General features: G+C 71.7%; 22 protein-coding genes. 10 read left to right on the top strand and 12 right to left on the bottom strand.

Annotation, left to right across the window (positions count from 1 at the left end; all coding sequences use genetic code 11):
* Positions 1 to 15: 15 nt before the first annotated feature.
* Positions 16 to 375, bottom strand: coding sequence for an NADH-quinone oxidoreductase subunit A (locus OO67_RS04775; RefSeq protein ID WP_018490714.1), 360 nt, complete (start codon positions 373 to 375; stop codon positions 16 to 18).
* 1079 nt (positions 376 to 1454) lie between these two features.
* Between OO67_RS04775 and OO67_RS04770 the strand changes: the two genes are divergently transcribed.
* Positions 1455 to 2288 (top strand): C40 family peptidase, encoded by an 834-nt coding sequence (locus OO67_RS04770; protein ID WP_033297517.1) that lies wholly within the window; start codon positions 1455 to 1457, stop codon positions 2286 to 2288.
* 66 nt (positions 2289 to 2354) lie between these two features.
* On the opposite strand, the gene mptB is transcribed toward OO67_RS04770, so the two are convergent.
* Positions 2355 to 3842: a polyprenol phosphomannose-dependent alpha 1,6 mannosyltransferase MptB gene (gene mptB / locus OO67_RS04765; protein ID WP_033297516.1), complete on the bottom strand. Its 1488-nt coding sequence runs from the start codon at positions 3840 to 3842 to the stop codon at positions 2355 to 2357.
* Positions 3843 to 3907: 65 nt separating this feature from the next.
* Positions 3908 to 5191, bottom strand: a complete 1284-nt coding sequence (locus tag OO67_RS04760; RefSeq protein WP_033297515.1) for a geranylgeranyl reductase family protein — start codon at positions 5189 to 5191, stop codon at positions 3908 to 3910.
* 97 nt (positions 5192 to 5288) lie between these two features.
* Between OO67_RS04760 and OO67_RS04755 the strand changes: the two genes are divergently transcribed.
* The gene (locus tag OO67_RS04755) at positions 5289 to 5807 is read left to right on the top strand and encodes a GNAT family N-acetyltransferase (protein WP_033297514.1); all 519 of its coding nucleotides are present in this window, start codon (positions 5289 to 5291) and stop codon (positions 5805 to 5807) included.
* A 12-nt stretch (positions 5808 to 5819) separates the two neighbouring features.
* On the opposite strand, the gene OO67_RS04750 is transcribed toward OO67_RS04755, so the two are convergent.
* Positions 5820 to 6512 (bottom strand): demethylmenaquinone methyltransferase, encoded by a 693-nt coding sequence (locus OO67_RS04750; RefSeq protein ID WP_033297513.1) that lies wholly within the window; start codon positions 6510 to 6512, stop codon positions 5820 to 5822.
* Positions 6513 to 6626: 114 nt separating this feature from the next.
* Between OO67_RS04750 and OO67_RS04745 the strand changes: the two genes are divergently transcribed.
* Both OO67_RS04745 and OO67_RS04740 read left to right on the top strand, forming a co-directional pair.
* Positions 6627 to 6818: a hypothetical protein gene (locus OO67_RS04745; protein ID WP_033297512.1), complete on the top strand. Its 192-nt coding sequence runs from the start codon at positions 6627 to 6629 to the stop codon at positions 6816 to 6818.
* A gap of 148 nt (positions 6819 to 6966) precedes the next feature.
* Entirely contained in the window at positions 6967 to 7899 is a 933-nt protein-coding gene (locus OO67_RS04740; RefSeq protein ID WP_078597637.1) for a DUF3152 domain-containing protein, read from the top strand.
* Between the two features lie 43 nt (positions 7900 to 7942).
* Here OO67_RS04740 and OO67_RS04735 read toward each other — a convergent pair whose 3' ends face one another.
* The 4 genes from OO67_RS04735 to OO67_RS04720 all read right to left on the bottom strand — a co-directional run bounded on the left by OO67_RS04735 (position 7943) and on the right by OO67_RS04720 (position 12796).
* The gene (locus tag OO67_RS04735) at positions 7943 to 8587 is read right to left on the bottom strand and encodes an imidazolonepropionase-like domain-containing protein (protein WP_033297510.1); all 645 of its coding nucleotides are present in this window, start codon (positions 8585 to 8587) and stop codon (positions 7943 to 7945) included.
* A gap of 7 nt (positions 8588 to 8594) precedes the next feature.
* Positions 8595 to 9794: a cyclic dehypoxanthinyl futalosine synthase gene (gene mqnC / locus OO67_RS04730; protein WP_033297509.1), complete on the bottom strand. Its 1200-nt coding sequence runs from the start codon at positions 9792 to 9794 to the stop codon at positions 8595 to 8597.
* Positions 9795 to 9866: 72 nt separating this feature from the next.
* A complete protein-coding gene (locus OO67_RS04725) occupies positions 9867 to 11540 on the bottom strand; it encodes a serine/threonine-protein kinase (protein ID WP_033297508.1) in 1674 nt (557 codons plus the stop codon).
* A 377-nt stretch (positions 11541 to 11917) separates the two neighbouring features.
* Positions 11918 to 12796: a menaquinone biosynthetic enzyme MqnA/MqnD family protein gene (locus tag OO67_RS04720; protein WP_033297507.1), complete on the bottom strand. Its 879-nt coding sequence runs from the start codon at positions 12794 to 12796 to the stop codon at positions 11918 to 11920.
* Between the two features lie 306 nt (positions 12797 to 13102).
* On the opposite strand from OO67_RS04720, the gene OO67_RS04715 reads away from it, so the two are divergent.
* The 3 genes from OO67_RS04715 (at position 13103) to OO67_RS04705 (ending at position 16941) form a co-directional block, all read left to right on the top strand.
* Entirely contained in the window at positions 13103 to 13306 is a 204-nt protein-coding gene (locus tag OO67_RS04715; RefSeq protein WP_003967102.1) for a cold-shock protein, read from the top strand.
* 327 nt (positions 13307 to 13633) lie between these two features.
* A complete protein-coding gene (gene afsR / locus OO67_RS04710) occupies positions 13634 to 16585 on the top strand; it encodes an SARP-family global regulator AfsR (RefSeq protein WP_033297506.1) in 2952 nt (983 codons plus the stop codon).
* A 197-nt stretch (positions 16586 to 16782) separates the two neighbouring features.
* Complete coding sequence (locus tag OO67_RS04705) at positions 16783 to 16941, top strand: hypothetical protein (RefSeq protein WP_033297505.1); 159 nt, start codon at positions 16783 to 16785, stop codon at positions 16939 to 16941.
* 126 nt (positions 16942 to 17067) lie between these two features.
* Here OO67_RS04705 and OO67_RS40430 read toward each other — a convergent pair whose 3' ends face one another.
* Both OO67_RS40430 and OO67_RS04700 read right to left on the bottom strand, forming a co-directional pair.
* Entirely contained in the window at positions 17068 to 17193 is a 126-nt protein-coding gene (locus OO67_RS40430; RefSeq protein ID WP_279626890.1) for a hypothetical protein, read from the bottom strand.
* A gap of 11 nt (positions 17194 to 17204) precedes the next feature.
* Positions 17205 to 17726 (bottom strand): hypothetical protein, encoded by a 522-nt coding sequence (locus OO67_RS04700; protein WP_033297504.1) that lies wholly within the window; start codon positions 17724 to 17726, stop codon positions 17205 to 17207.
* Between the two features lie 213 nt (positions 17727 to 17939).
* Here OO67_RS04700 and OO67_RS04695 point away from each other — a divergent pair, with 213 nt between their 5' ends.
* A complete protein-coding gene (locus OO67_RS04695) occupies positions 17940 to 18626 on the top strand; it encodes a hypothetical protein (RefSeq protein ID WP_033297503.1) in 687 nt (228 codons plus the stop codon).
* A 15-nt stretch (positions 18627 to 18641) separates the two neighbouring features.
* On the opposite strand, the gene afsK is transcribed toward OO67_RS04695, so the two are convergent.
* Together afsK and OO67_RS04685 are read right to left on the bottom strand one after the other, a co-directional pair.
* Positions 18642 to 21014, bottom strand: coding sequence for a protein serine/threonine kinase AfsK (gene afsK, locus OO67_RS04690; RefSeq protein ID WP_033297502.1), 2373 nt, complete (start codon positions 21012 to 21014; stop codon positions 18642 to 18644).
* Between the two features lie 194 nt (positions 21015 to 21208).
* On the bottom strand, positions 21209 to 22003 hold the full coding sequence (locus tag OO67_RS04685) for a VOC family protein (RefSeq protein WP_033297501.1): 795 nt from the start codon (positions 22001 to 22003) through the stop codon (positions 21209 to 21211).
* A gap of 458 nt (positions 22004 to 22461) precedes the next feature.
* Here OO67_RS04685 and OO67_RS04680 point away from each other — a divergent pair, with 458 nt between their 5' ends.
* Complete coding sequence (locus OO67_RS04680) at positions 22462 to 23109, top strand: TetR family transcriptional regulator (protein WP_078597635.1); 648 nt, start codon at positions 22462 to 22464, stop codon at positions 23107 to 23109.
* A gap of 143 nt (positions 23110 to 23252) precedes the next feature.
* Positions 23253 to 23918: a pyridoxine/pyridoxamine 5'-phosphate oxidase gene (locus OO67_RS04675; protein ID WP_033297499.1), complete on the top strand. Its 666-nt coding sequence runs from the start codon at positions 23253 to 23255 to the stop codon at positions 23916 to 23918.
* Positions 23919 to 23960: the final 42 nt, after the last annotated feature.

Genomic DNA, 23960 nt, shown 5'->3' with positions numbered 1-23960 from the left:
GTGCCCCTCAGCCCCTCAGTCCCATTCCAGGCCGCCCCGGCGCCACACATACGCGTAGGCGACGAAGACGGTGAGCACGAAGAGCAGCATCTCCACGAGCCCGAAGATCCCCAGGGCGTCGAAGCTGACCGCCCAGGGATAGAGGAAGACGATCTCGATGTCGAAGACGATGAACAGCATCGCCGTCAGGTAGTACTTGATGGGAAAACGGCCGCCTCCGGCCGGAGTCGGGGTGGGTTCGATGCCGCACTCGTACGCTTCGAGCTTTGCCCGGTTGTACCGCCTGGGGCCGATAAGCGTGGCCATGACCACGGAGAAGATCGCAAACCCTGCCCCGAGGGCGCCGAGCACGAGGATGGGCGCGTAGGCATTCACGCTCCTCGCTCCTTCCAGTCGTCCTTGACCGTTGGACCGCATCGGGCGACCGGCTCGCCACCTCATCAAGATCGTGCACATGTGAGGCAGTTCACAAGCCCGACTGCCCCGCATCCTATGCCTGCCGTCCTGTGATCTGCGACACGGGGTGCACACCCGAGTTTGTGATCTCCACCACCTACCGAACGATCATGAAGGCGGATGAGCGGTGATCTACGCACCCGAAGCGGCCGAGCGGTTACGAGACGTGACATTTGGCGGCGTCGATGCTGGTCAAAGCCATGCGGCACTATCAATAGTAGGCACCTACATGCAAATTGGCGATGGACGCCGATGAGGTGATATGAGCACGGGCCGATACTCGCCCCCACCCGGAAGAGGGGCCCACGGGATCGAGGTGGACGGTGGCCATGCGCATCCGTTCACTAACTCTCCGCGTCCAAGGGCTCGGTGAGGAAAGGGGTGCCGGGTCGGGCCTCCGCGCGCGGAGGAGAGGGGGCGGGCTCGACGGCCGCCCCGCGGCACGAGGGCCCTCGCGATCGAGCACCCCGCCCTCGCGATCGAGCCGGCCTCGCGACCCGGGAGGCGTCACGCCCCTGCCGGGCGGATGATCGGACGAGATGCACGAGAGGTGAAGCCGACCCGGGCCCCCGACCGGGCCCCCGCCCCGGACCCCCGCCCCGAGCCGCCGACCCCCGGTCACCGAAGGGGTCTGACCCAAAACGGACATGACGCACCAATAGGTCACGCGGTGGCCAGAAGCAGGCGGGCCCCTGGCTCGGATCCGGGCGCGGGCGCACGGTTGCCTCTCACGGGAGACCCATGCTGTGACCTGCATCACTCCACGGACGCTGCAAGAAAAGCGGGCTTGGCCAACCGTGTGAACGGATGGTAAGCGACGGGCAATTCGGGCGTATTGAAAGAACGCCGTGATCACAGGCGTGTACATGCATGCCCGAAATGCCCGTTAGGGCGTCAATAAGGGCCCGGAATAAGCGGATTCAAAGATTCCGAACGTAACTGTGTCGCAACACACGTTTCTTGATGGGACCCCTACAGCCCTGATAGCGCTAGTACCCATGTCCCACACCGCTCACATACCCAGCCACCGGAAGCCCCGCCAGAGCGCCTCGAAGACGGCGCTGCGGGCAGGAGTTGCCGGTGGCGTCCTCAGCACCATCGCGGTCGCGGGTGCCGCCGGTCCGGCCCAGGCCGAGCCGGTCACCCAGACCATCGAGATGCCCACCATCACGGCCGGGCTCTCCACCTCCGTCGCCGCGTCCGCGCAGGCGACCCAGGCGGTCGCTCTCGACCTCGAGACGCAGGCGCACGAGGACGCCGCGGCCGAGACGGCGTCCAAGGCCGCCAAGAAGGCCAAGGCCGAGGCCGTCCGCAAGGCTGAGGCCAAGAAGAAGGCCGAAGCAGCCGCCGAGGCCAAGGCGGAGGCCGCCGAGCGCGCCTCCCGCTCCGCCGAGCGCACCACGCTCAGCGCGTCCTCCGGCTCCTCGGACTCCTCCTCCTCTTCCTCCGCCTCCTCCTCGTCGTCGTCGAACGCCACCGGGTCCGCCGCGTCCGTCATCGCGTTCGCGCAGTCCCAGGTCGGCGACGCGTACGTCTCCGGCGGCACCGGCCCGAACTCGTGGGACTGCTCGGGTCTGGTCCAGGCCGCCTTCGGCTCGGTCGGCATCGACCTGCCGCGCGTCTCGCAGAGCCAGTCGACGGCCGGGACCCAGGTCTCGCTCGACAACCTCCAGCCCGGCGACATCCTGTACTGGGGCGGTGCGGGCAGCGCGTACCACGTCGGGATCTACGTGGGCGGCGGCCAGTTCGTCGGTGCGCAGAACTCCAGCACCGGCGTCGTACAGCAGTCCCTGGACTACGACCCGCCGTCGGGCGCCGTCCGCGTTCTCTGATTCACAAGCTCCGCACGCCCGGACACGATCGCGGGCCGTCACCCCACCGGCCGGGGTGACGGCCCGTCATCGTGCCGTGGGTGCGCCCGCCTCGGCCTGAGACTCGGCCGGGGCCGGCAGGCGCTGGCCCGGCACACGTCCCCGTGCCCGCCCGGCCCGGTCCCGGCGCAGGAGCACCACGCCCGCCACGCACACGAGGGCGGCCAGCACGAAACCGTACGCGGGGGTCGAGCCGGAGGGCTGCGTCTCGTAGACGAGTGCTGCCGACAGGACGGTGACCGCGCCCACGGCGCGGCCGCCGCTCGCGGTGGCGGCGAGCACCGCCGTCGCCCACAGCAGGTACCACGGCTGCACCATCGGCGACAGCGCCACCAGGGCCAGCAGCGCGAGACCCAGGGCGTGCACGGGTTCCGTCCGCCCCGTGGTCGCATGCCACGCGAGGCGGGCGATCAGCGCCAGGGCGAGCAGCAGCCCCAGGTTCTGCACCGCTGACTTCACCGGGTCCGGGTCGGTCCCCGCCAGCAGCCGCAGGAGTTCACCGAGGCCCAGGCCGAGGTCGCTGCTGAGCGAGAGCGCCGTGTGGATGCGTCCCGCGACGCTCTGGGTCCCGAGCCAGCCGAAGCCGGTGCCGCCGATGAACGTCACGCCGACGACGACCGCACCGGCGACCAGCCCGGGCGCCAGCAGCCCCTTCGCCACCCGCCGTACGGCCGGCCCGCTCGCGGCCCGGCCCACCACGACGCCGACGAACAGCAGCGCCACCGCCGCGGGCGACTTCACCATCATGGCGAGTCCGACGAGCGCCGACCCAATGATCCACCTCCCGCGCAGGGCGAGCAGCACCCCGGCCAGCATGAGCCCGGTCATCAGCCCGTCGTTGTGTACGCCGCCGACCACATGGATGAGCAGCAGCGGATTCAGGGCTCCGAGCCACAGCGCGGCGCTCTCGCTGCGGCCGTGCTCCCGGGCGAGGTTCCGCAGCGCCCACACGATCAGCACCAGCGCGCCCAGGGCGATGAGGCGCATCCCCACCACGGCGGGCACGATCGTGCCGCCGGTCGCCCAGGCGACGCCTCGCGCGAGCAGGAGGAAGAAGGGCCCGTACGGGGCCGGGGTGTCGGTCCAGTGCCCGCCGACGCTCGCCGCGGCGTCGCCGCCCGGCCCGTCGGGGTCGAGGACGGACGGCCCCAGGCTGTAGACGTCATGGCCTTCGAGGACCATCGCGCCCTGTGCGATGTAGCTGTAGACGTCGGCGCTGTAGAGCGGGGGCGCGAGGACCATCGGGGCCGTCCACCACGCGAGGGTGACGAGGGTGTCGCGTACGGAGGCTCCCGCCCTCCCGTACAGCCACCAGGCGACGACGAGCACCGTCAGGCCGCCGTACGCCAGTGTGTAGCCCGCCGCGGTCACCGCGGTCCCGTGGGGGACCCACAGGCCCCACGGGTCGTGGGCGGGCAGCGTGCCGACGGCCCAGCCGCCCAGCGCGACCGCCACCGACCCGGCCGCGCCGAGTCGTCGGTAACCGCCGGTGGTCCATGCCGCTGTCGCCCCCATGGCCCGAACCTATCGCAGGGCGGGCCGCGGGGGACCAGGGCCCGGGTCGCCCCGGGCCCCTCGGCTCAGGCCTTCGGGGCGACCTTGGAGAGGCCGTTGATGATGCGGTCCATGGCGTCGCCGCCCGTCGGGTCGGTGAGGTTGGCGAGCATCTTCAGCGTGAACTTCATCAGGAGGGGGTGGGTCAGGCCGCGCTGCGTCGCGATCTTCATGACCTTCGGGTTGCCGATCATCTTCACGAAGGCGCGGCCCAGCGTGTAGTAACCGCCGTAGGTGTCCTTGAGGATCTTCGGGTAGTGGTGCAGGGCCAGTTCCCGCTGGGCCGGGGTGGCGCGGGCGTGGGCCTGCACGATGACGTCCGCGGCGATCTGGCCCGACTCCATGGCGTACGCGATGCCTTCGCCGTTGAAGGGGTTGACGAGCCCGCCCGCGTCACCGACGAGCAGCAGGCCCTTGGTGTAGTGCGGCTGGCGGTTGAAGGCCATCGGGAGCGCGGCGCCGCGGATCGGCATCGTCATGTTCTCGGGGGTGTAGCCCCAGTCCTCCGGCATGGAGGCGCACCAGGCCTTGAGCACCTCGCGCCAGTCGAGCTCCTTGAAGGCCGACGAGGAGTTCAGGATGCCGAGGCCGACGTTGGACGTGCCGTCGCCCATCCCGAAGATCCAGCCGTAGCCGGGCAGCAGACGGTCCTCGGCGCCACGGCGGTCCCAGAGTTCCAGCCAGGACTCCAGGTAGTCGTCGTCGTGCCGGGGCGACGTGAAGTACGTCCTGACCGCGACGCCCATCGGGCGGTCCTCACGGCGGTGCAGGCCCATGTTGAGGGAGAGCCGGGTGGAGTTGCCGTCGGCGGCGACGACGAGAGGGGCGTGGAAGGTGACCGGGGTCTTCTCCTCGCCGAGCTTCGCGTGGACGCCGGTGATGCGGCCGGTGCGTTCGTCCTTGATCGGCTCACCGACGTTGCAGCGCTCGTGCAGCCGGGCGCCCGCCTTCTCGGCCTGGCGGGCCAGCTGCTCGTCGAAGTCGTCGCGCTTGCGGACCAGACCGTAGTCCGGGTACGAGGCGAGATCCGGCCAGTCGAGCTGGAGGCGGACACCGCCGCCGATGATGCGCAGGCCCTTGTTGCGCAGCCAGCCTGCCTCTTCGGAGATGTCGATGCCCATGGAGACGAGCTGCTTGGTGGCGCGCGGGGTGAGACCGTCGCCGCAGACCTTCTCACGCGGGAAGGCCGTCTTCTCCAGGAGGAGGACGTCGAGTCCGGCCTTGGCGAGGTAGTACGCGGTCGTGGAGCCGGCTGGGCCCGCTCCGACGACGATCACGTCCGCGCTGTGTTCGGAGAGGGGCTCGGTCACGGTCGGATCTCCCGAAGACTCGAATTCGCGTGCCGCGCGGCACATGTCGCGTGCAGTCTATGGGTGCCTGCTGATCAACCTTCCGAAGGGCTCCCCGATGCCGCACGCGCCTGACCCGACTCCCTCCGTACATCTGCGTGTCCCCACCGACGAGGACACCATGGCCTGGTACCGGGTGTTCGCCGACCCGGAGGTGATGGAGTTCCACGGCGGCCGCCCGGCGGAGTACTCCGTCTACGAGGAGCTGACCGCCCGCCAGCGACGGCACGACGCGGAGCTGGGCCACTGCCTGTGGACGGTGCTGGACGACGCCGGGGAGGTGCTCGGCTTCACGGGCGCCCAGCCGTGGCCCCACGCGTCGTTCGGCCCGGTGGGCGAGATCGAGATCGGCTGGCGGCTGGGCCGGGCCGCGTGGGGGCACGGCTACGCGACCGCGGCCGCCCGGACCACGCTGGAGCGGATAAAGGCGCTCGGGGTGCGGGAGGTCGTGGCGATGATCAATACGCGGAACGCCCGCTCGGTGGCGGTGGCCGTACGTCTCGGCATGCGGCAGGCCGAGACGTACACGAGCCCGGTGACCAAGCAGGAGGCGTACTGCTTCCGGCTGGAGCTCTGAGCTCCCGCCGGGTCAGTCGCGCACGCCCCGGTGGAGCGCCACCACACCGCCGGTGAGGTTGCGCCAGGCCACCTTCGACCAGCCGGCCTCCTGCAGCAGCGTCGCGAGGCCGGCCTGGTCGGGCCAGGCGCGGATCGACTCCGCGAGGTAGACGTAGGCGTCCGGGTTGGACGACACCGCCCGCGCCACCGGCGGCAGGGCGCGCATCAGGTACTCGGTGTAGACGGTCCGGAAGGGGGTCCACGTCGGCTGGGAGAACTCGCAGATCACCACACGGCCGCCGGGCTTGGTGACCCGGTACAGCTCGCTCAGCGCGGCGCTGGTGTCCTGGATGTTGCGCAGCCCGAAGGAGATCGTGACCGCGTCGAAGGTCTCGTCCTTGAAGGGGAGCCTCGTGCCGTCGCCCGCGGTGAAGGGCATCCACGGGTGGCGCTCCTTGCCGACCCTGAGCATCCCGATCGAGAAGTCGCACGGCACCACGTAGGCGCCGGCCCGTGCGAACGGCTGCGAGGAGGTGGCCGTGCCCGCTGCCAGGTCCAGGATCTTCTGGGCCGGCCGGGCGTCGACGGCCCGGGCGACTTCCCTGCGCCAGAGCCGCGCCTGTCCGAGCGACAGCACGTCGTTGGTGAGGTCGTAGTTCGCCGCCACGTCGTCGAACATCGAGGCGACTTCGTGCGGCTGCTTGTCCAGGGATGCTCGGGTCACTCCCCCATTCAAGCAGCCCCGGCCCCGGCCTCCGGCGGCGGCGTGGACCGGCTCCGGTCTTTCGCCGCCGGCAGCACTCGTGGAGGGGCCGCGCGACGGTGAGGCCGCCGGGGCGTGCCGGCGAAGCGGCTGACCTGCGAGACGGCACGGCTCACGGAGCCGGTCGGGGCGGGCCTGCGGGTCTCCGCGCCGCTCCCCGCCGCCACGTTCATCCCGATCATCCTCGATTTCGGGAACAGCACCGTCCTGATCTACGTCTCACCCGACGAGGGGAAAGGGGTTTCCGCGCCGGCGACCACCCAGTAACTCCCGGACGGCTCACGGGAGAACGGACTGCTGGACGTCGTGCGGTACGCGGACGGGCACCCGGTGCCCGAGAAGCAGATCAACGTACGGGGGCGGATGGACCGCGCCTCCGCGCGGCCACACCGAGACCACGGATGTTCACCAGACCATGCACAGCGACGACGTACCTCGCATACGGAACGCCACCGGTGCCCGCCGGACCGCCGGGAGGCCCGCTCCGGGGGCCCGGCCCTCCCGCGCACAGTCCCGGAAGCGCTCCATGGCCCGCCGAAGACAGGTGCGGCGCCGGCGCGCCGGGTTCACCGGTGCGGTGATCGCGGTGGCCGCCGTGGCGGCGTTCCTCTACGTCGACCCGCCGTGGCAGGACGACGGCGCCGCGGTCGCGGCCGGCCAGGAGACGGCCCCGGCCTCCCCGCGCCCCGCGGTCTCGCCGAAGGTGGCGGCGAGCCCCGAGCCGTCGGAGTCCCCGGCGGGCAGCTCCCCGCCCCCGAGCGCCGAGGAACCCGTCGATCCGGACTCCGTCCCGGAGTCGGGCCCCGGGACCTTCACCGTGGCCCGCGAGGGCGTCTCGTCCGAGGGTGGTGGCAGCCGCTACCGCGTCGAGGTGGAGGACGGTATCGGGGTGGACCCGGACAGCGCCGCCGAGGACATCGCGGAGATACTCGCCGACCCCCGGGGCTGGAGCAAGGGCGGGACCCGTACGTTCCGGCAGGTCGACGACAGGTCGGCCGGGCTGGTGATCCGGATAGGGACGCCGAAGACCACCGACCGGCTCTGCGGTCGGTACGGACTGAACACCCGGGGCGAGGTGAACTGCCGCGGCGGGGAGAACGTCATGGTCAACCTGGCCCGGTGGCAGCTCGGTTCACCGACCTTCGACGGCCCGGCGACCGAGTACCGGGCCCTGATCATCAATCACGAGGTCGGCCACTGGCTCGGGCACGGGCACGAGACCTGCCCGGGTCCCGGCAAGCCGGCGCCCGCCATGATGCAGCAGATCAAGGGGCTGAAGGGCTGCAGGTCCAACGCCTGGCCGTACGACGCGAACGGCCGCTACCTGGGCGGGCCCTCGGTCCCGTAGCCCGCACGGTGCGCGGCCGTCACCGCCGCCGGTGCACCGGGCGTCATCGCCGCCGGTACACCAGGCGTCCGCCGAGCACCGTGGCGACACAGGTGACGGCGCCCGCCGCGCACAGCGCCGCCTCGTCCGGCACGTCGAAGACCGCGAGGTCCGCACGGCCGCCGACGGCGAGCGGGCCGTACACCGTGCCCGCGAGGCCGTGTCCCCTGGCGAAGGGGTCGAGGTCCGGTTCCCCGGCCGGGGCCCCGGCCGGCGGCACCACCGTGAGGCCCGCGCGGCCCACGGCGGTGCGTACGGCGGGTTCGGCGAACGCCCCCGCGACGTGGGTGGTGCCGTGGCGCAGCATCCGCTGCAGCCCTCGGCGTACGCTGCCGGCCCGGCGGGGCTCGTCCATCTGTCCGGCCAGCCGCTCGAGACCGGCCCCGGTGAGAGGCTGCTCGCCGAGCTCGTCCGCCTCGCGCGGGTCGGGGTGGTAGCAGCGGGTCAGCAGCGGGACGCCGTCCCACTGGCGCAGGCCGGGGGTGAGGACACCCGGCCATCGGCGGACCCGCGCCGCCGCGTGCGCGGCCACCACCACGTCGTACGGCCCGAGGGCCACGATCCGGTCGCCGTCCACCGCGACCGCGCCCTCCTCGATGCCGGCCGCGCCGACCGGGAGGACCAGCGGCGCGGCGTGAACGGTCAGCACCGGTGGCTCAGTTGGCGTCGAGGAGCTTCAGCTCCGGGTGCGCGGTCCCGCCCGCGATCGCCGTCGAGGAGATGTGCGAGACGACGCGCTCGTCCGCCGGGTCGTCCGCCGGGTCGTCGTGGACGACCAGGTGCTCGTAGGTCGTGGCGCGCTGGGCGGGGACGCGGCCCGCCTTGCGGATCAGGTCGATGATCTCGAGCCGGTTCGAGCGGTGCTTGGCACCGGCCGAGGAGACGACGTTCTCCTCCAGCATGATCGAGCCGAGGTCGTCCGCGCCGTAGTGCAGGGACAGCTGGCCGACCTCCTTGCCGGTGGTCAGCCAGGAGCCCTGGATGTGGGCGACGTTGTCGAGGAAGAGCCGGGCGATGGCGATCATCCGCAGGTACTCGAAGAGCGTGGCCTGCGTCTGCCCCTTCAGCTTGTTGTTCTCGGGCTGGTAGGTGTACGGGATGAAGGCGCGGAAGCCGCCGGTGCGGTCCTGCACGTCACGGATCATCCGCAGGTGCTCGATGCGTTCGGCGTTGGTCTCGCCGGTGCCCATCAGCATGGTCGAGGTGGACTCGACGCCGAGGCCGTGGGCGATCTCCATGATCTCCAGCCAGCGCTCGCCGGACTCCTTGAGCGGGGCGATCGCCGTACGCGGCCGGGCGGGCAGGAGTTCGGCGCCGGCTCCCGCGAAGGAGTCGAGGCCCGCGGCGTGGATCCGCTTGATGGCCTCCTCCGCGGAGACGCCCGAGATGCGCGCCATGTGCTCGATCTCGGAGGCGCCCAGCGAGTGGATGACCAGCTGCGGGAACGCCTTCTTGATCGCGGAGAAGTGCTCCTCGTAGTACTCCACGCCGTAGTCCGGGTGGTGACCGCCCTGAAACATGATCTGGGTACCGCCCAGCTCGACGGTCTCCGCGCAGCGGCGCAGGATGTCGTCGAGGTCGCGGGACCAGCCCTTGGCGGTGTCCTTGGGAGGGGCGTAGAACGCGCAGAACTTGCAGGCCGTGACGCAGACGTTGGTGTAGTTGATGTTGCGCTCGATGATGTACGTCGCGATGTGCTCCGTGCCGGCGTAGCGGCGGCGGCGCACGGCGTCGGCGGCGGCCCCCAGCGCGTGCAGCGGTGCCGACCTGTACAGGTCGAGCGCCTCCTCCGGGGAGATCCGCCCGCCTTCGGCGGCGCGGTCGAGGACGGGCTGAAGGTCGGCCTTCTCGGTCACCGGGCTGTCACCTTTCGGCGGTTCTTCTGCGGTTCCACGGACCGATCCAGCCTACGCCAGCCCTTGCCGGCGTCAGCCGTCGGACCGGGTGAGCGTGCCCTTCGGCGTGCCCGCGGCCTCCTCGTGGGACTCGTAGCGCAGGGTGCCGTCGGAGGTGAGGGTGAAGTCCAGGTCGGCCTCGCCGCCGGTGCACAGCGCGCCGGTGCGGGCGTCGGGGTCGGCGCGTTCCCGGACCTTGAGCTCGGTGGCGGTGCCGGAGACGAGCGTGCCGATGCCCTTGCAGACGACGGTCGTCCCGAGTGCGTCGAAGCGGTACGAGAGCCGGACCACCTCCTCCCCCTTCCCGCCCTCGACGAAGACGGCGGTGACCGTGCCGTGCGGCGCTCCGCTGCGTTCGGTCGTGGGGCCCTTCCACGTGCCGGCGAACGCCTCGGGCAGCGCGCTCACGGGCGCGGAAGCCGCGGGGGGTTCCGACGCGGAGTCCGACGGGGTCGCCGGCCCGGTGGCAGCGGGGGGCTGCTGCGCGGCGTCGTTGCCCTGGTCGTTGTCGCCGCCACCGCCCGTGAACAGGTCCCCCGTCATCGCGACGCCGACGGTCACCGCGGCGAGCGCGCCGGCGACGGCCAGCGCGACGGTGCAGCTGACCCGTCGCCCCCGGCGCGCACCGGACTGCGGGCCGGTGTCCAGCGTGACGGCGACGCGGGCACCGGATCCCCGCTCCCCCGACGTGTCCGCGGCGGCCGGCGGCTCCGCCGGCGGGGGCGGCAGCGGCGGGCCGAACGTCCCGGGCGTCACGCTCCCCAGCGACGCGTTGCTGAAGGGCACCGGGCCGGACTGCACCGGCGCGTCCTGCGGCTCCAGGTCCAGCAGGGCCACCGCCGACCTGCTGACCTCACGCACCAGAGGGCCCGGCAGCCAGCCGGGCGCCACCAGTGCGGCGGCCCCGCCCGGCGCGAGCCTGCGGGCGAGTTCGGAGGGGGCGGGCCGGCGGGCGGGGTCCTTGGCGAGGCACAGGGCCACGAGCTCGCGCAGTTCCCCCTCCAGGTCCCCGAGCTCGGGCTCCTCGTGCACCACCTTGTAGAGGAGTACGGCGGACGAGTCGCCGTGGAAGGGCGCGTTGCCGGTCGCCGCGTAGGCGAGGACCGCGCCGAGCGAGAAGACGTCGGCGGCGCCGGAGATGTCCAGGCCACGGATCTGCTCGGGCGCCATGTAACCGGGGGAGCCGACGGAGACGCCGGTCGAGGTGAGGGAGACGGTGGCACCGAGCGCCCGGGCGATGCCGAAGTCGATCAGCCGGGGGCCGTCGAGGGCGAGAAGGACGTTGGACGGCTTCACGTCCCGGTGGATGAGACCGTGCGCGTGTACGGCGTCGAGGGCCTCGCCGAGCCCGGCCCCCAGGGTGCGCACCGCGTACTCGGGCAGCGGGCCGTGGCGGGTGACCGCGTCGGAGAGCGGCGGCCCGGCCACGTAGCCGGTGGCCACCCACGGCACGGGCGCGTCGGGGTCGGCGTCGAGCACCGGGGCGGTCCACTGGGCCCCGAGACGCCGCGCGGCGTCCACCTCGCGGCGGAACCTCTCGCGGAACTGCTCGTCGAGGGCGAAGTGCGGGTGGACTACCTTGACCGCGACCGTGCGTCCGCCCGCGCTGCGGCCCAGGTAGACCCGGCCCATCCCGCCGGCACCGAGTCTGCCGAGCAGCCGGTAGGCGCCGATGGTGTGCGGTTCGCCGGCTTCCAGCGGCTGCATACGGTCTCCCCCTGTGGACCCCGGGACTCGGACGGCAGCCTAGGGGGCCCGGGTCGCACGGTCACACACACCCCTTCCGCCGATTTCGCCCCTATGGGCACGAAGCAGGGATTTCGCCACACGGAAAGGCGCGAATACGTCGTTCTTCCGCGCCGAAAGGGGTTCACCGGGGGGAAACCGGAAGGCGTCCGGGGAGGCATCCACAATTCACCGGGCGTCCGCCGAGAGGACTGCTCGGCAGAACTCCCGGCGTGCGCGCCCTTTCACGGAAAGGAATGCCGGAGCCACACGGCACGGGTAAAGGACGGCACGGGGAAGGAAGGCCGGGGAAAGTACGGGATTCATCTTTCCCGCACCATTCCCGCGCGCCGCCGGTGTCAGCCGCCGAGCAGTTCGATCCTGACGTCGGCCGGGAAGCCGGTCGTCGGGCCGGTCCGCCGGGCGAACTCGCGGACGCCCGCCAGCTGGTCCGGGCCGAAGCGGAAGTCCAGGGTCGTGAAGTAGCGCTCCAGCACCTCGGCGTCGAAGCTCTCCCAGCGCGCCGCCTGCTCGGCCACCTTGGTGACCTCCTCCAGCGAGAGGTCGCGGGAGGCCAGGAACGCCTCGTGCACCTTCTCCACGTGGTCGGGGTGCGTGGCCAGGTAGTCCTTGCGCGCCGCCCAGACCGCGAAGACGAACGGGAGCCCCGTCCATTCCTTCCACATCTGTCCCAGGTCATGGACCTGCAGCCCGAGCCTGGGGGCGTCGTGCAGGTTCGCGCGCAGGGCGGCGTCACCGATGAGGACGGCCGCTTCGGCCTCCTGCATCATCAGGCCGAGGTCGGGCGGGCAGGTGTAGTAGTCGGGTGTGACGCCGTACCGCTCGGCGAGCAGCAACTGGGCCAGCCGCACGGAGGTGCGCGAGGTCGAGCCGAGGGCCACCCGGGCCCCGTCCAGCTGCTCCAGGGGGAGCTGCGAAACGATCACGCACGACATGACGGGGCCGTCGCAGCCGACGGCGATGTCGGGGAGGGCGACCAGTTCGTCGGCGTTGCGCAGGAACTCGACCAGGGTGACGGGACCGATGTCCAGATCCCCCCTGACCAGCTGCTCGCTGAGTCTTTCCGGGGTGTCCTTCGAGAGCTCCAGGTCGAGCAGGGTTCCGGTCCGTGCCAGGCCCCAGTAGAGGGGGAGGCAGTTCAGGAACTGGATGTGGCCGACTCGCGGCCTGGTGCGACGGTCGTCGCCTTCTACGGGAGAGACGGTTGAATTGTCCACATCGCGAGGCTAGACCCGCCCCCACCGGCCGGCATCATCGGGGCGGCGGGCCGGTCTCGTCGGGACGCCCGGGTCACCCCCGGGAGCCCTGTCAGTCACCTCTCGGGCGGCCCGGCCGAACCTGCGAGTGAAGTGATCTTTCCCTCTACCGCTCCCCGCGGACTGCGTGCTAGGCTCGCCGCAAGTTGCAGTTTGGTTTCCCTTGCAGTACAGAGCCTGCGGAGCATGTAACCCGCAGGCTTTTGTAGTTTTCAGACTTGTTTGCAGGTTCTGGAGCAGGGCAACCCTTTGGCCCAAGGAGGGCTTATGGCTACCGGAACCGTCAAGTGGTTCAACGCTGAAAAGGGCTTCGGCTTCATCGCCCAGGACGGCGGCGGCCCGGATGTCTTCGTCCACTACTCCGCGATCAACGCGTCCGGGTTCCGCTCCCTCGAGGAGAACCAGGTCGTGAACTTCGACGTCACTCAGGGACCCAAGGGTCCGCAGGCTGAGAACGTCACCCCGGCCTAGTTGCCCGGGTCGGCCGATCGCGGCCGAGTGAGCAGTACCCAAGGAGCCCCGCTCCCCCGCTTCGGCGGAGGAACGGGGCTCCTGCCTTCTTCCGGCTCCGCTCCTGCCGCGGCCGCAGGCCGATCGCGCCTCTGGTGCCCCACCCGCCACATCGCCGTACGCCCTGCGCGTCCCCTTCGCCCCCAGTCGTTGTCGAGGCCCTGTGCAGAGGGTCACCCGATGCTGACGAGTCCGCCCGTTACAAGGCAGACTGTTGAGCGCGATACCAGCGGTACGGAGCAGGGCGGGATCGGCGGCGCCGGCGGGGCAAGCAGGACAGGGGGCATCATGGACCGCGACAACGGACCTGGCGTGCGCGTTCCGGAGCAACGCGCTCCGCGGGAACGGGTGGCCGGCACCGATCTGCGTTTCACCGTACTCGGCCCGGTACGCGCCTGGCGCGGCAGCGAGCTCCTGCCGTCCGGTTCCCCGCAGCAACGGGCCCTGCTGGCGGCCCTGCTCCTGCGCGACGGCCGCACGGCCACCGCCGCCGAACTCATCGACGCCCTCTGGGGCGACGACCCCCCGTCCCAGGCGCTGGCCACGGTACGGACGTACGCGTCCCGGCTCCGCAAGGTCCTGGGCCAGGACACCCTGGTCAGCGAGTCCGGAGGCTACGCGGTCCGGATCCCACGCGAGGCCCTCGACCTGACTCTCGCTCAGGACCTGGCGTCCGAGGCGGAGAAGGCCAGGAGCGGGGACCGCGGTCAGGCGCGCGCCCTGATCAACAAGCTGCTCGGCCTCTGGGACGGTGAGGCACTGGCCTCCCTCCCCGGGCCGTACGCCGAGAACCAGCGCACCAGCCTGGAGGAGTGGCGCCTCCAGCTCACCGAGACCCGCCTGGACCTGGACCTGGAGGCCGGCTGCCACGCGGAGGCCGTCTCGGAACTGACCGCGCTCACCGCGGCACAGCCCTTGCGCGAACGGCTGCGCGAGCTGCTGATGATCGCCCTGTACCGCAGCGGCCGGCAGGCCGAGGCCCTCGCGGTGTACGCCGACACCCGCCGCCTGCTCGCGGAGGAGCTGGGCGTCGACCCGCGCCCCGAGCTCGCCCAGCTCCAGCAGCGGATCCTCAGGGCCGACGAGGAGCTGGCCCGCCCGGCCGACGAGCCGGCGCCCGCTTCCGTCCCGGTCCGCCCGGCACAGCTCCCGGCCACCGTCCCGGACTTCACGGGCCGCGCCGCGTTCGTACGCGAGCTGGGCGACCTGCTCGTGGCCTCGGAGGGCTCCGTCATGGCCGTCTCCGCGCTCGCCGGCATCGGCGGCGTCGGCAAGACGACCCTCGCGGTGCACGTCGCCCACCAGGCGCGCCCGCACTTCCCGGACGGCCAGCTGTACGTCGACCTCCAGGGCGCGGATGCCAGGGCCGCCGAACCCGAGACGGTCCTGGGCGCGTTCCTGCGCGCGCTGGGCACCGCCGACTCCGCGATCCCTGACTCCCTGGACGAGCGGGCCGCCCTCTACCGCTCCGCCCTCGACGGCCGCCGCATCCTGGTCCTGCTGGACAACGCCCATGACGCGGCCCAGATCCGGCCCCTGCTCCCCGGCACCGAGGGCTGTGCGGCGCTGGTCACCAGCCGCGTCCGCATGGTCGACCTGGCCGGCGCGCACCTGGTGGACCTGGACGTGATGTCCCCGGAGGAGGCGCTGCAGCTCTTCACCCGCATCGTCGGCGACGAACGCGTCCGCTCGGAGCGCGAGGCGGCCCTGGACGTGGTGGCCGCGTGCGGCTTCCTGCCACTGGCCATCCGCATCGCCGCCTCCCGGCTGGCCGCGCGCCGCACCTGGACGGTCTCGGTGCTGGCCGCGAAGCTGGCGGACGAGCGCCGCCGCCTCGACGAACTCCAGGCGGGCGACCTCGCGGTGAAGGCCACCTTCGAGCTCGGCTACGGCCAGCTGGAGCCGGCCCAGGCCCGCGCCTTCCGCCTCCTGGGCCTGGCGGACGGCCCGGACATCTCCCTCGCGGCGGCGGCAGCGGTCCTGAACCTGGACCACCACACGGCGGAGGACCTCCTGGAGTCCCTGGTCGACACCAGCCTCCTGGAGTCGGCGGCCCCGGGCCGCTACCGCTACCACGACCTGGTCCGCCTCTACGCGCGTGCGTGCGCCGAACGCGACGAACAGCCGCCGGTGGAACGGGAGCTGGCGCTGTCGCGGCTGCTGGACTTCTACCTGGCCACGGCGGCGGGGGTGTACGCGCTGGAGCGGCCGGGGGACCGGCTGGTCGCCCACCTGGAGCCGACGCGGCACCCGGGGATCACGTTCGAGGACCGCCATTCCGCACTGGACTGGCTCTACTCCGAAGCGAACTGCCTCCTGGCCTGCGCACAGCAGTCCACGGGCCACAGCATGCTCCGCAGAGCGGTCGACCTGTTGTGGGCCGCGAAGGACCTGGCGGAGTCAGGGGCGAACTCGAAGCAGTACGAGTCGGCGGCCCTGACGACGCGGGACGCAGCCCAGAGCTACGGTGACGCACATGCCGAGGGCCGTGCCCGGACCACCATCACCAACGTCCACATCGTGGCGGGCCGTTTCGACGAAGCCGACGCCGAGGCGCAGCGAGCCATGCAGCTGGCACGTGCGGCCGATGACCCGGTTCCCAATTGCTGGGCACCCAACGACCGGGGAGTGATCGCCATCTATCAGGGGCGGCACGAAGAAGGCGAGCGGCACCTCCTCCAGGCCATCGAGAATTTCCGAGCCGACAACAACTACGTCGGCCAGGCCAGCGCCCTCTGCAATCTCTCCCGGATCCATGTGTCCCTCGGCCGCATCCCGAGCGCGATAGAGCTCGCGCAGCAGGGAATCGACATCTACGACCGGATGGGCCTGAGCCTCCGTCTGGCCAACGGCCGGTACGCCCTGGGCATCGCACTGACCCGAGCGGGCCGGCTGCCCGAAGCCCTGAACCAGCTCACCGAAGCGCTGGCGCTCTTCCACGACAACCGGCAGCCACTGTGGGAAGGCGTCACGCACTTCCGGCTGGCTGAGGCTCACCTCGCCGCGCATCGTCCCACCCTGGCGGCTGCTCACGCGGAGCAGGCGATCGCGCTCCGGGGTATCGGCGGCGAGTGGCGCCGCGGCACGGTACTGACCGTGCTCGGCAAAGCTCTCGACAGCATCGGCCAGCCTGACCGCGCACGGGCCTGCTGGCACGAAGCCCTCGCCATCTACGACCAGTTGGGCGCACCCGAGGCGGAGGAGACACGCCTCCTGCTGACGCCTGTGGCCGCGGCGTAGCTGCGGCGTTCATCGTTCGTTTATCGCCGGCCGCCAGTCTGTAGTTCATCGAGCCGTCGCGTCGGGGGGCAGGCGGATCGAGGGTACGGCCGTCCCAGTAGGGTGAGCGGCCCTGAGATGCCCGCCCGGCGATCCACGGGGGAATTGCCGGGCGGGCATCGCCGACCTTTGCATGGAATGACGAACGGGAGCTGACGATGAGCGAAGCGAAGAAAGCCAAGGACGACCTCCTCAAGCCGCAGGACAACCACGCGTCCGACGCCGACGCCGGCGTCGCCACCACGCAGGACAACCACGCGTCGGGCGGCGAGATCACCACGCTGGACAACCACGCGTCGGCCCCGACGCCCAAGTAGACCTCACCCGCACGGGGAGCGGCCGCGGCGGCGCGGAGGGGGAGCCGTCGCGGCCGCTGTACGTCCGCGGTCGTACAGCACGAGGGCCCGAGCCGACCGGCTCGGGCCCTCGTCCGCGCTCCCGGCTCACAACGCCCGGACCTGCACCTCCGCCCGGCACAGCTTGCGCATGTCGTCCTCGCTCCGGATCTCCTCGGCGAGCTCCTCGGGCAGCGTGACCGTGTACTTCTTGGTTGCCGTACCAGGCACCATGCCGAACGACGTCAGTAGCGCGACTCCGCCGCGACCTGGCAGCGCTTCACGCGGGAGACCAGGCGGGGGCTGTCCATGGGGACGGAGATGATCGTGGAGTCACCGGCGCCGAGCTCGACCTCGGCCTCGCCCGTGTCGACGGTCAGCCCCTTGGCGTCGACGAACGTCACGTCCACCTCGTACACCTGCGTGGTCATCGCGGTCGAACGGATCTCGATCGACGAGGAGGTCTGCGCCCTGCGCTTGCCCTTCTTGGGCTGGGCACAGCGGACGACGCGCAGGGAAGGGGCGTCCGAGGCCGTCGCCTCCGGGGTGGCCGACTCGTACGTGGAGCCGCCGGACGAGCTCGACGAGCTGTCGTGGTCGTAGTCGCGGTAGCCGTTGTTGCTCTTCTTGGAGCTGGAGCAGCCCCCACCGCCGGAGCCGCCGCTGCTCTTCCCGCTCCTGCCGCCGTGGCTGGCCGTGGAGAATCCGGTGAGCGCGAGCACCACCACGACCAGCACCGCCGCGAACCTGATCTGCCGCCGCATCATCGATGCAGCCCCCCTAGCTGTAGTCGGCTTCCTCGGCCGCCGCACGGCCGCGCGACACCGTAACGCACAGCATTCCGGGCACTCACCCATGGTCGCGTCATGACCCTGTCACGGTCTCGCACTGGTCTCCGATGGCAGGGCAGATCGGCCCGGCGTAGCGTCGGTCCGGGGAGCGGTGCGCACAGCCGTGCGCCAAGGCCCGGGAGGCTGTCGATGATCCGCAATGTCCTCGGCTCCGTCGTCGCTCTCGTGGGCGCCGCCGCGGCCGTACAGAGCCCCTTCCACAGCTGGTACGACGACCGCCTCGGGCGGGACTACCGCATCCAGGACCTCTTCGGCGGCATCACCGGCGTCTCGTCGTCCGTGATGGGCTCGATCCTCCTGCCGTTCCTCTTCGCCGCACTGGTGACCCTCGTGGGAGTCGTGCTCCGCTCGCGCTGGGTGGTGGCCCTCGCCGGCCTGATCGTGATCGGCTTCACCGTGCTGTGGATGGTCCGGCAGGGGCAGGACGCCGGAAGCCTGACGGTCGACGGTGACGGCGGCGGGCTCCGCTGGGGCGTGGCACAGGCGCTGGCCGGCGGTCTCCTGCTCCTGCTGGGCGCGCTGCTGATGTCGGGGCGTCGGCGAGCCGCACGGACGAGGCGTACCGCCGGGCCGGACCCCTATCCCGTACCGCCGGACGACCATCCGGACACCTGGCCGCCGACGCAGGAGCCGGGTCCGGCCGCGTACACGTCCCCCGGGCCGGAGCCCGAGGCGGATCCGTACACCGGGCCCGGCCGGCACCGGGCGGCCCCCGCCGACGAGGACACCGCCCCGTATCCGGTGCAGGACGGGAACACCCCTCCCGATCAGGACGACCGGCAGGGCCGGGACCGGTATCACCCGCCCCACCCCTGAGCCGCCCCTGAGGCCTCAGGCCCTGGCCCTGTTCCCCGTCCCCGTGCCCTTCAGCGCGTCCAGGGCGTACACGCAGCGGTCCTTGCTGCACGCGTACACGACGCCCGCCTGCGCCACCGGGGAGCCCGTGATCTCGCCGCCCGTGGCCAGCTTCCAGCGGAGCTGGCCACCCGCCGCGTCCAGGGTGTAGAGAACGTGGTCCGCGGAACCGAAGTGGACCCGGCCGTCCGCGACCACCGGGGCGCCGACCACCTCGCCGCCCGCCGCGAAGCGCCACTTCGGTGTCCCGGTCACCGCGTCGAGGGTGTACAGGGCGCTGCCGCTGCCGACGTGCACGTTCCCGGCGGTGACCAGCACGGGCTCGATGGACTGACGGGACTCCGTCGCGATCCGCCAGCGGTCCTTGCCGGTGGAGGCGTCCAGCGCGTACACGGTGCCCAGGTAGTCGGCGAGGTAGACCCCGCCGCCCGTGACCGCCGGGCCAGGCGCGAACGCGGGCGGGGAGAGGAAGACCGCCGGCGACTCGAAGTGCCAGCGCACCCGGCCCGAGACGGCGTCCACGGCCAGCACCCGGGTCCCCGCCGCGACGTACACGAAGCCGTCGGGCGCGGGGGTCACCCGGACCGGTACCCCGCCACAGGAGGCGGCGTCACCGATGGGGTACGACCACCGCTCCGTACCGGTGCGCGCGTCGACGGCCCGCAGCCTGGCGTCCTGCCACAGGAACACCGTGCCGTCGTGGATGACGGGACCGGCCTCGGGCGTCTCGAAGTCCGTCTGGACACCCCGGGCCTCCCAGAGCTTCTCGCCGCTGGACGCCTCCCACGCCTGTACGCCGCCGCCTCGTGTCCCGGTCAGGACGGTGCCTCGGTCGGCCTTGAGGGAGTACACCCAGGCGTCGGTCCGGAGCCGCCACCGCTCGGCCCCGGTCGCGGCGTCCAGCGCGTACAGGGACGGGCCGTCCGACGCGTGGATCCGGCCGCCGTCGACCGCCATCGACCAGGCCACGTCGCGGGTCTTGAACTGGCGGCGCCCGTTGCCCACGTCCAGGGCGTGGACCTCGAAGGACGTCACGTACAACAGGTCGCCGACCACGACGGGCGTGCCCCACACGTCGTTCGACATGCGGAAACGCCACGGCCGCCAGCGCTCCGGCGCTGCGGGAGCCGCGTCCGGGGGTGAAGCGGGGGCGGGCACGGGAGCGGCCGGAGCGGCCGCGGTGTGCCCGCCGGGCGCGCGCACCCAGCCGGTGGCCGGGTCGGCGTGCGCGGCGGCGGGGCCGCGTACGTCCACCGGGCGCGGCCCGGGACCGATCGGCACCTTTGCACCGGGCAGCCGCACGGGGCCGCCGTCCGGGGCTGGCGCCGGCATCGGTGCGGGGACCGGGGCGGTCCGCAGGTCGTCCCCGCGCCACGCCCCCCGGTCGGCACCCGGTGGCGGCTGCTGCGGGGGCGGAGGGATGACCACGGGGGCCGGCGCGGCGGCGACGGTGCGGCCGCCGCCGCGGCGCTGCTCGATCATCGCCGTGGCGACGGTCGGCAGCCAGGCGGACGCCGTGCCGCTGTCGTCGCTGCCGGAGGCGAACAGGTGCGGGGCCAGCTGGGACTGCAGATCCGCGGGGCTGGGCCGTCGTGACGCGTCCATCTGCATGCACGACTCGATGAGCGGACGAAGGTCGTCGGGGAGCCCTTCCGTGTCCGGGCCCTCCCTCAGCAGCATGAACACGGTCTCGACCGGATTCGCCCCGTGGAAGGGCGCGTGCCCCGTCGCCGCGAAGACGAGGGTCGATCCGAGCGAGAACACGTCGCTGGCGCCCGTCACGCTGCGCGAGTCGCGGGCCTGTTCCGGAGACATGTACGCGGGCGTGCCCACCGCGACGTTCGTCATGGTCAGCCGGGTGTTGGAGACGCCGGACGCGATGCCGAAGTCGATCACCCGCGGCCCGTCCTCGACCACGAGGACGTTGGACGGCTTCAGGTCACGGTGCACGAGACCGGCACCGTGGATCGACTGGAGGGCCTCGGCGATGCCGGCGGCCAGCCAGCGCACGGCCTGCGTCGGCATCGGTCCGCACTCACTCACTATCTCCTCGAGGGAGGGAGCGGGGACGTAGGCGGTCGCCAGCCAGGGCACGGCAGCCCTCGGATCGGCGTCGACCACGGCGGCCGTGTAGAAACCGCTGACCGCGCGAGCGGCCTCCACCTCACGCGTGAAGCGGACCCGGAACAGCTGGTCCTCGGCCAGTTCCGTACGGACCGTCTTGATCGCCACCCGTCGGCCCGACGCCGATCGCGCCAGATAGACCAGCCCCATGCCGCCGGCCCCGAGCCGTCCCAGCACCTCGAACGGGCCGATCCGCCTCGGGTCATGCTGCGTCAGCTGCTCCACTTGCCTGCCACCTCCCCGTACGGACCTCAGGAAACAGAAGCCCGCGAAATCCCGCCCTGTGCAGCGTCTCACCACTGGGCACCACTTGGCGGTGCGCACCCTGATTCTTCCTGTCCCGGGGCCTGGTTGCGAACCCGGGGGCGGATCGGGGTGTCTTGTAACACTCCACCCCTTTCAGGACACGTCCGGGACGGTCAGGGCAGCAGCTCGGTCGGCTGGAGTACGGCGAAAGCCGCCCCCTGGTCGTCCTGGAGGACCGCCATCCGTCCGTACGGGATGTCCAGGGGCGGGGCCGTGATCCGGCCACCGAGGCGTGTCGCGGTCTCGACGGTGCGGTCGCAGTCGGCTACGGCGAAGTAGCTGAGGAAGTAGCTGGGCAGCATGGCGGGGAACGCGTCCGAGATCAGCGCGCGCCCGCCGACCGCGGTGTCCTCGCCCGGCTCGGTCCCGGCGGGGGACCAGATGCGGAACGGTTCCGGGGTTCCGGCCTCGCCCGGCAGATCGATGTCGGTCCCCTGGAAGCCGAAGACCTCCTCGTAGAAGACGTCCACGCGCTCCGGCTGCCGGGTGTAGAGCTCGGTCCAGCAGAAGGAGCCCGGCGCGTTCTGCTTCTCGAAGCCGGCGCGCGCGCCGGCCTGCCAGAGGCCGAAGACCGCGCCGCCGGGGTCGGCCGCCTGGGCGAGGATCCCGGCCCCGCCGGCCCGCACCGGTTCGGTGATCACCTGCCCGCCCGACTTCCTGACCAGGGCGACGGTGGCGCGGATGTCGTCGGTGGAGAAGTAGACGCCCCAGGTCGTGGGCATGCGGCCGTCCTGTTTGGCGGCGAGCGCGGCGACGAGTTCGTTGTCGCGGTAGGCGTCGGCGAAGGGCATGCCGTCGCCCGCGTGGAAGGTCCAGCCGAAGAGCCCGCCGTAGAAGCGCTTGCCGGCCTCGAGGTCGGAGAGCTGCACATCCACCCAGCACGGCGCGGACTGCGCGAATGCCGCCATGGCCCGGTCCTTCCGTCGCTGTGAGGTCGCGGAGGTCGCGGAGGTCGTGAGGAAACCTCGAAGATGCCGCGGCGGCGGTGGCCGCACGTCCCTGTGGACACCGTGTGGACCGCGGCCGGGCAGCCGTGACGCCCGTCACACTCAACGTAACGTCGGAGGCCCCGCGGCGCGCTTCGAGGGCCTGAATAGAACCTTTGCCCGAATCGTGAAGGTCTGCGTCCTGCATGGACGAAGGTTGTCCACCGAAGTTATCCACAGGCTGTTGATAACAACATCGCACCGTGACGACGGGACGTGGCGGGACGTGGGGGAGGAGCAATTCACTAAACGCCGCATCCCCCACGGAAAAGCGAGCCGGCATCACCGGGAATTACGCTTTCGACCCCGCCCGCACTGAGGCGTTCCCCATTTGCAGTCGGTCAGATAGCGCCCGGATCACCCCTCGGTAAGCTGACGGCATGACAGGACAAGTACGCACCGTCGACGGCCGCGTGGCTGGTCGGCGAGGTCAGGCGACGCGGCAGAAGCTGCTCGACTGCCTCAGCGAGATGCTCAGCTCCTCGCCGTACCGGGACGTCAAAGTCATCGACGTGGCCCGGAAGGCGGGGACTTCACCCGCGACTTTCTACCAGTATTTCCCCGATGTCGAGGGCGCCGTTCTCGAACTCGCAGAGGAAATGGCCAAGGAAGGCGCCGGACTGACCGAACTGGTCGGCGGCCGCTCCTGGGTCGGCAAGGCCGCCTGGCAGGCTTCCGAGGAACTCGTAGAAGGCTTCCTCGACTTCTGGCGACGCCACGACGCGATCCTCCGCGTCGTCGATCTCGGCGCCGCCGAGGGCGACAAGCGGTTCTACAAGATCCGCATGAAGGTCCTGAACTCGGTCACCAACTCCCTGACGGACGCGGTCAAGGAGCTCCAGTCCAAGGGCAGGGTGGACAAGGACGTCAGCCCCGCCGCGGTGGCGGGCTCCCTGGTCGTCATGCTGTCGGGGGTCGCCTCGCACCAGAAGGGCTTCACCACCTGGGGCGTGAAGCAGGCCGATCTCCGTCCCAACCTGGCCCTGCTGGTCCATCTGGGCATCACCGGCAAGAAGCCGGTCAGGTAGGCCCCGGCAGCCCCGCCTCCTCCCCACGCGCCGGGCGCCGCACCTTCCGTGGGCCTCCACGTCCTGTCTCACCGACGGCGGACCACTCCGGTGGTCCGCCGCCGGCGTTTCCGCACCGGCCGGGGACGCGGTGCAATGGGCACATGAGCGACGCACAGAACGACTTCCGCGACCTGCTTCACGCCCAGCGCGTCTGGGACGCACCCCTTCCGCGCTTCGACCCTTCCGCGGCGCCCGCCGCCCCGCTCCCCCTCTTCCACGCCTGGTTCGCCGAGGCGGTGGCGGCCGGACAGAGCGAACCGCACACCATGAGCCTGGCGACCGCCGACGCCGGGGGCCGGCCCGATGTGCGCACGCTGATGCTGCACGACGCGGACGAGCGCGGCTGGCACTTCGCCACCCACGCCACCAGCGCGAAGGGCCGCCAGCTCGCCGGCCACCCCTACGCGGCGCTCGGCTTCTACTGGCCCGCCCAGGGCCGCCAGGTGCGCGTACGGGGTACTGCGGTCCCCGGGAGCCGTGAGGAGAGCCAGGCCGATCTGCATGCCAGGTCCACCGGCGCACTGGCCGCCGCGCTGACCGGGTCGCAGAGTGAGGTGCTGCCCGCGCACGAGGACCTCGTACGGGCCTCCGAGGCGGCCTGGGAGCGCGCGCGGGCGGAACCCGGCGCCGAGGCGGAGACCTGGACGCGGTACGTGGTCGAGCCGCAGGAGGTGGAGTTCTTCCAGGGCGACGACCGGCGTCGGCACGTGCGGTTGCGCTACCGCCGGGAGGGTACGGGCTGGACCCGCGAGCTCCTCTGGCCCTGAACCGCTTTCACCCGGTTTCCACGGGAAGGGGGCACTATGGGA

Source organism: Streptomyces atroolivaceus, from assembly GCF_000717025.1.
Classification (GTDB): Bacteria; Actinomycetota; Actinomycetes; order Streptomycetales; family Streptomycetaceae; genus Streptomyces; species Streptomyces atroolivaceus.
This window is presented reverse-complemented; position numbering and strand designations above follow the sequence as displayed.

Excerpts from the sequence above, each read along its gene's own strand:
- OO67_RS04770 (WP_033297517.1), top strand. The coding sequence starts at position 1,455 with ATGTCCCACACCGCTCACATACCCAGCCACCGGAAGCCCCGCCAGAGC.
- mptB (WP_033297516.1), bottom strand. The coding sequence starts at position 3,842 with ATGGGGGCGACAGCGGCATGGACCACCGGCGGTTACCGACGACTCGGC.
- OO67_RS04755 (WP_033297514.1), top strand. The coding sequence starts at position 5,289 with ATGCCGCACGCGCCTGACCCGACTCCCTCCGTACATCTGCGTGTCCCC.
- OO67_RS04740 (WP_078597637.1), top strand. The coding sequence starts at position 6,967 with ATGCACAGCGACGACGTACCTCGCATACGGAACGCCACCGGTGCCCGC.
- OO67_RS04725 (WP_033297508.1), bottom strand. The coding sequence starts at position 11,540 with ATGCAGCCGCTGGAAGCCGGCGAACCGCACACCATCGGCGCCTACCGG.
- OO67_RS04715 (WP_003967102.1), top strand. The coding sequence starts at position 13,103 with ATGGCTACCGGAACCGTCAAGTGGTTCAACGCTGAAAAGGGCTTCGGC.
- afsR (WP_033297506.1), top strand. The coding sequence starts at position 13,634 with ATGGACCGCGACAACGGACCTGGCGTGCGCGTTCCGGAGCAACGCGCT.
- OO67_RS04705 (WP_033297505.1), top strand. The coding sequence starts at position 16,783 with ATGAGCGAAGCGAAGAAAGCCAAGGACGACCTCCTCAAGCCGCAGGAC.
- OO67_RS40430 (WP_279626890.1), bottom strand. The coding sequence starts at position 17,193 with ATGGTGCCTGGTACGGCAACCAAGAAGTACACGGTCACGCTGCCCGAG.
- OO67_RS04700 (WP_033297504.1), bottom strand. The coding sequence starts at position 17,726 with ATGATGCGGCGGCAGATCAGGTTCGCGGCGGTGCTGGTCGTGGTGGTG.
- OO67_RS04695 (WP_033297503.1), top strand. The coding sequence starts at position 17,940 with ATGATCCGCAATGTCCTCGGCTCCGTCGTCGCTCTCGTGGGCGCCGCC.
- OO67_RS04685 (WP_033297501.1), bottom strand. The coding sequence starts at position 22,003 with ATGGCGGCATTCGCGCAGTCCGCGCCGTGCTGGGTGGATGTGCAGCTC.
- OO67_RS04680 (WP_078597635.1), top strand. The coding sequence starts at position 22,462 with ATGACAGGACAAGTACGCACCGTCGACGGCCGCGTGGCTGGTCGGCGA.
- OO67_RS04675 (WP_033297499.1), top strand. The coding sequence starts at position 23,253 with ATGAGCGACGCACAGAACGACTTCCGCGACCTGCTTCACGCCCAGCGC.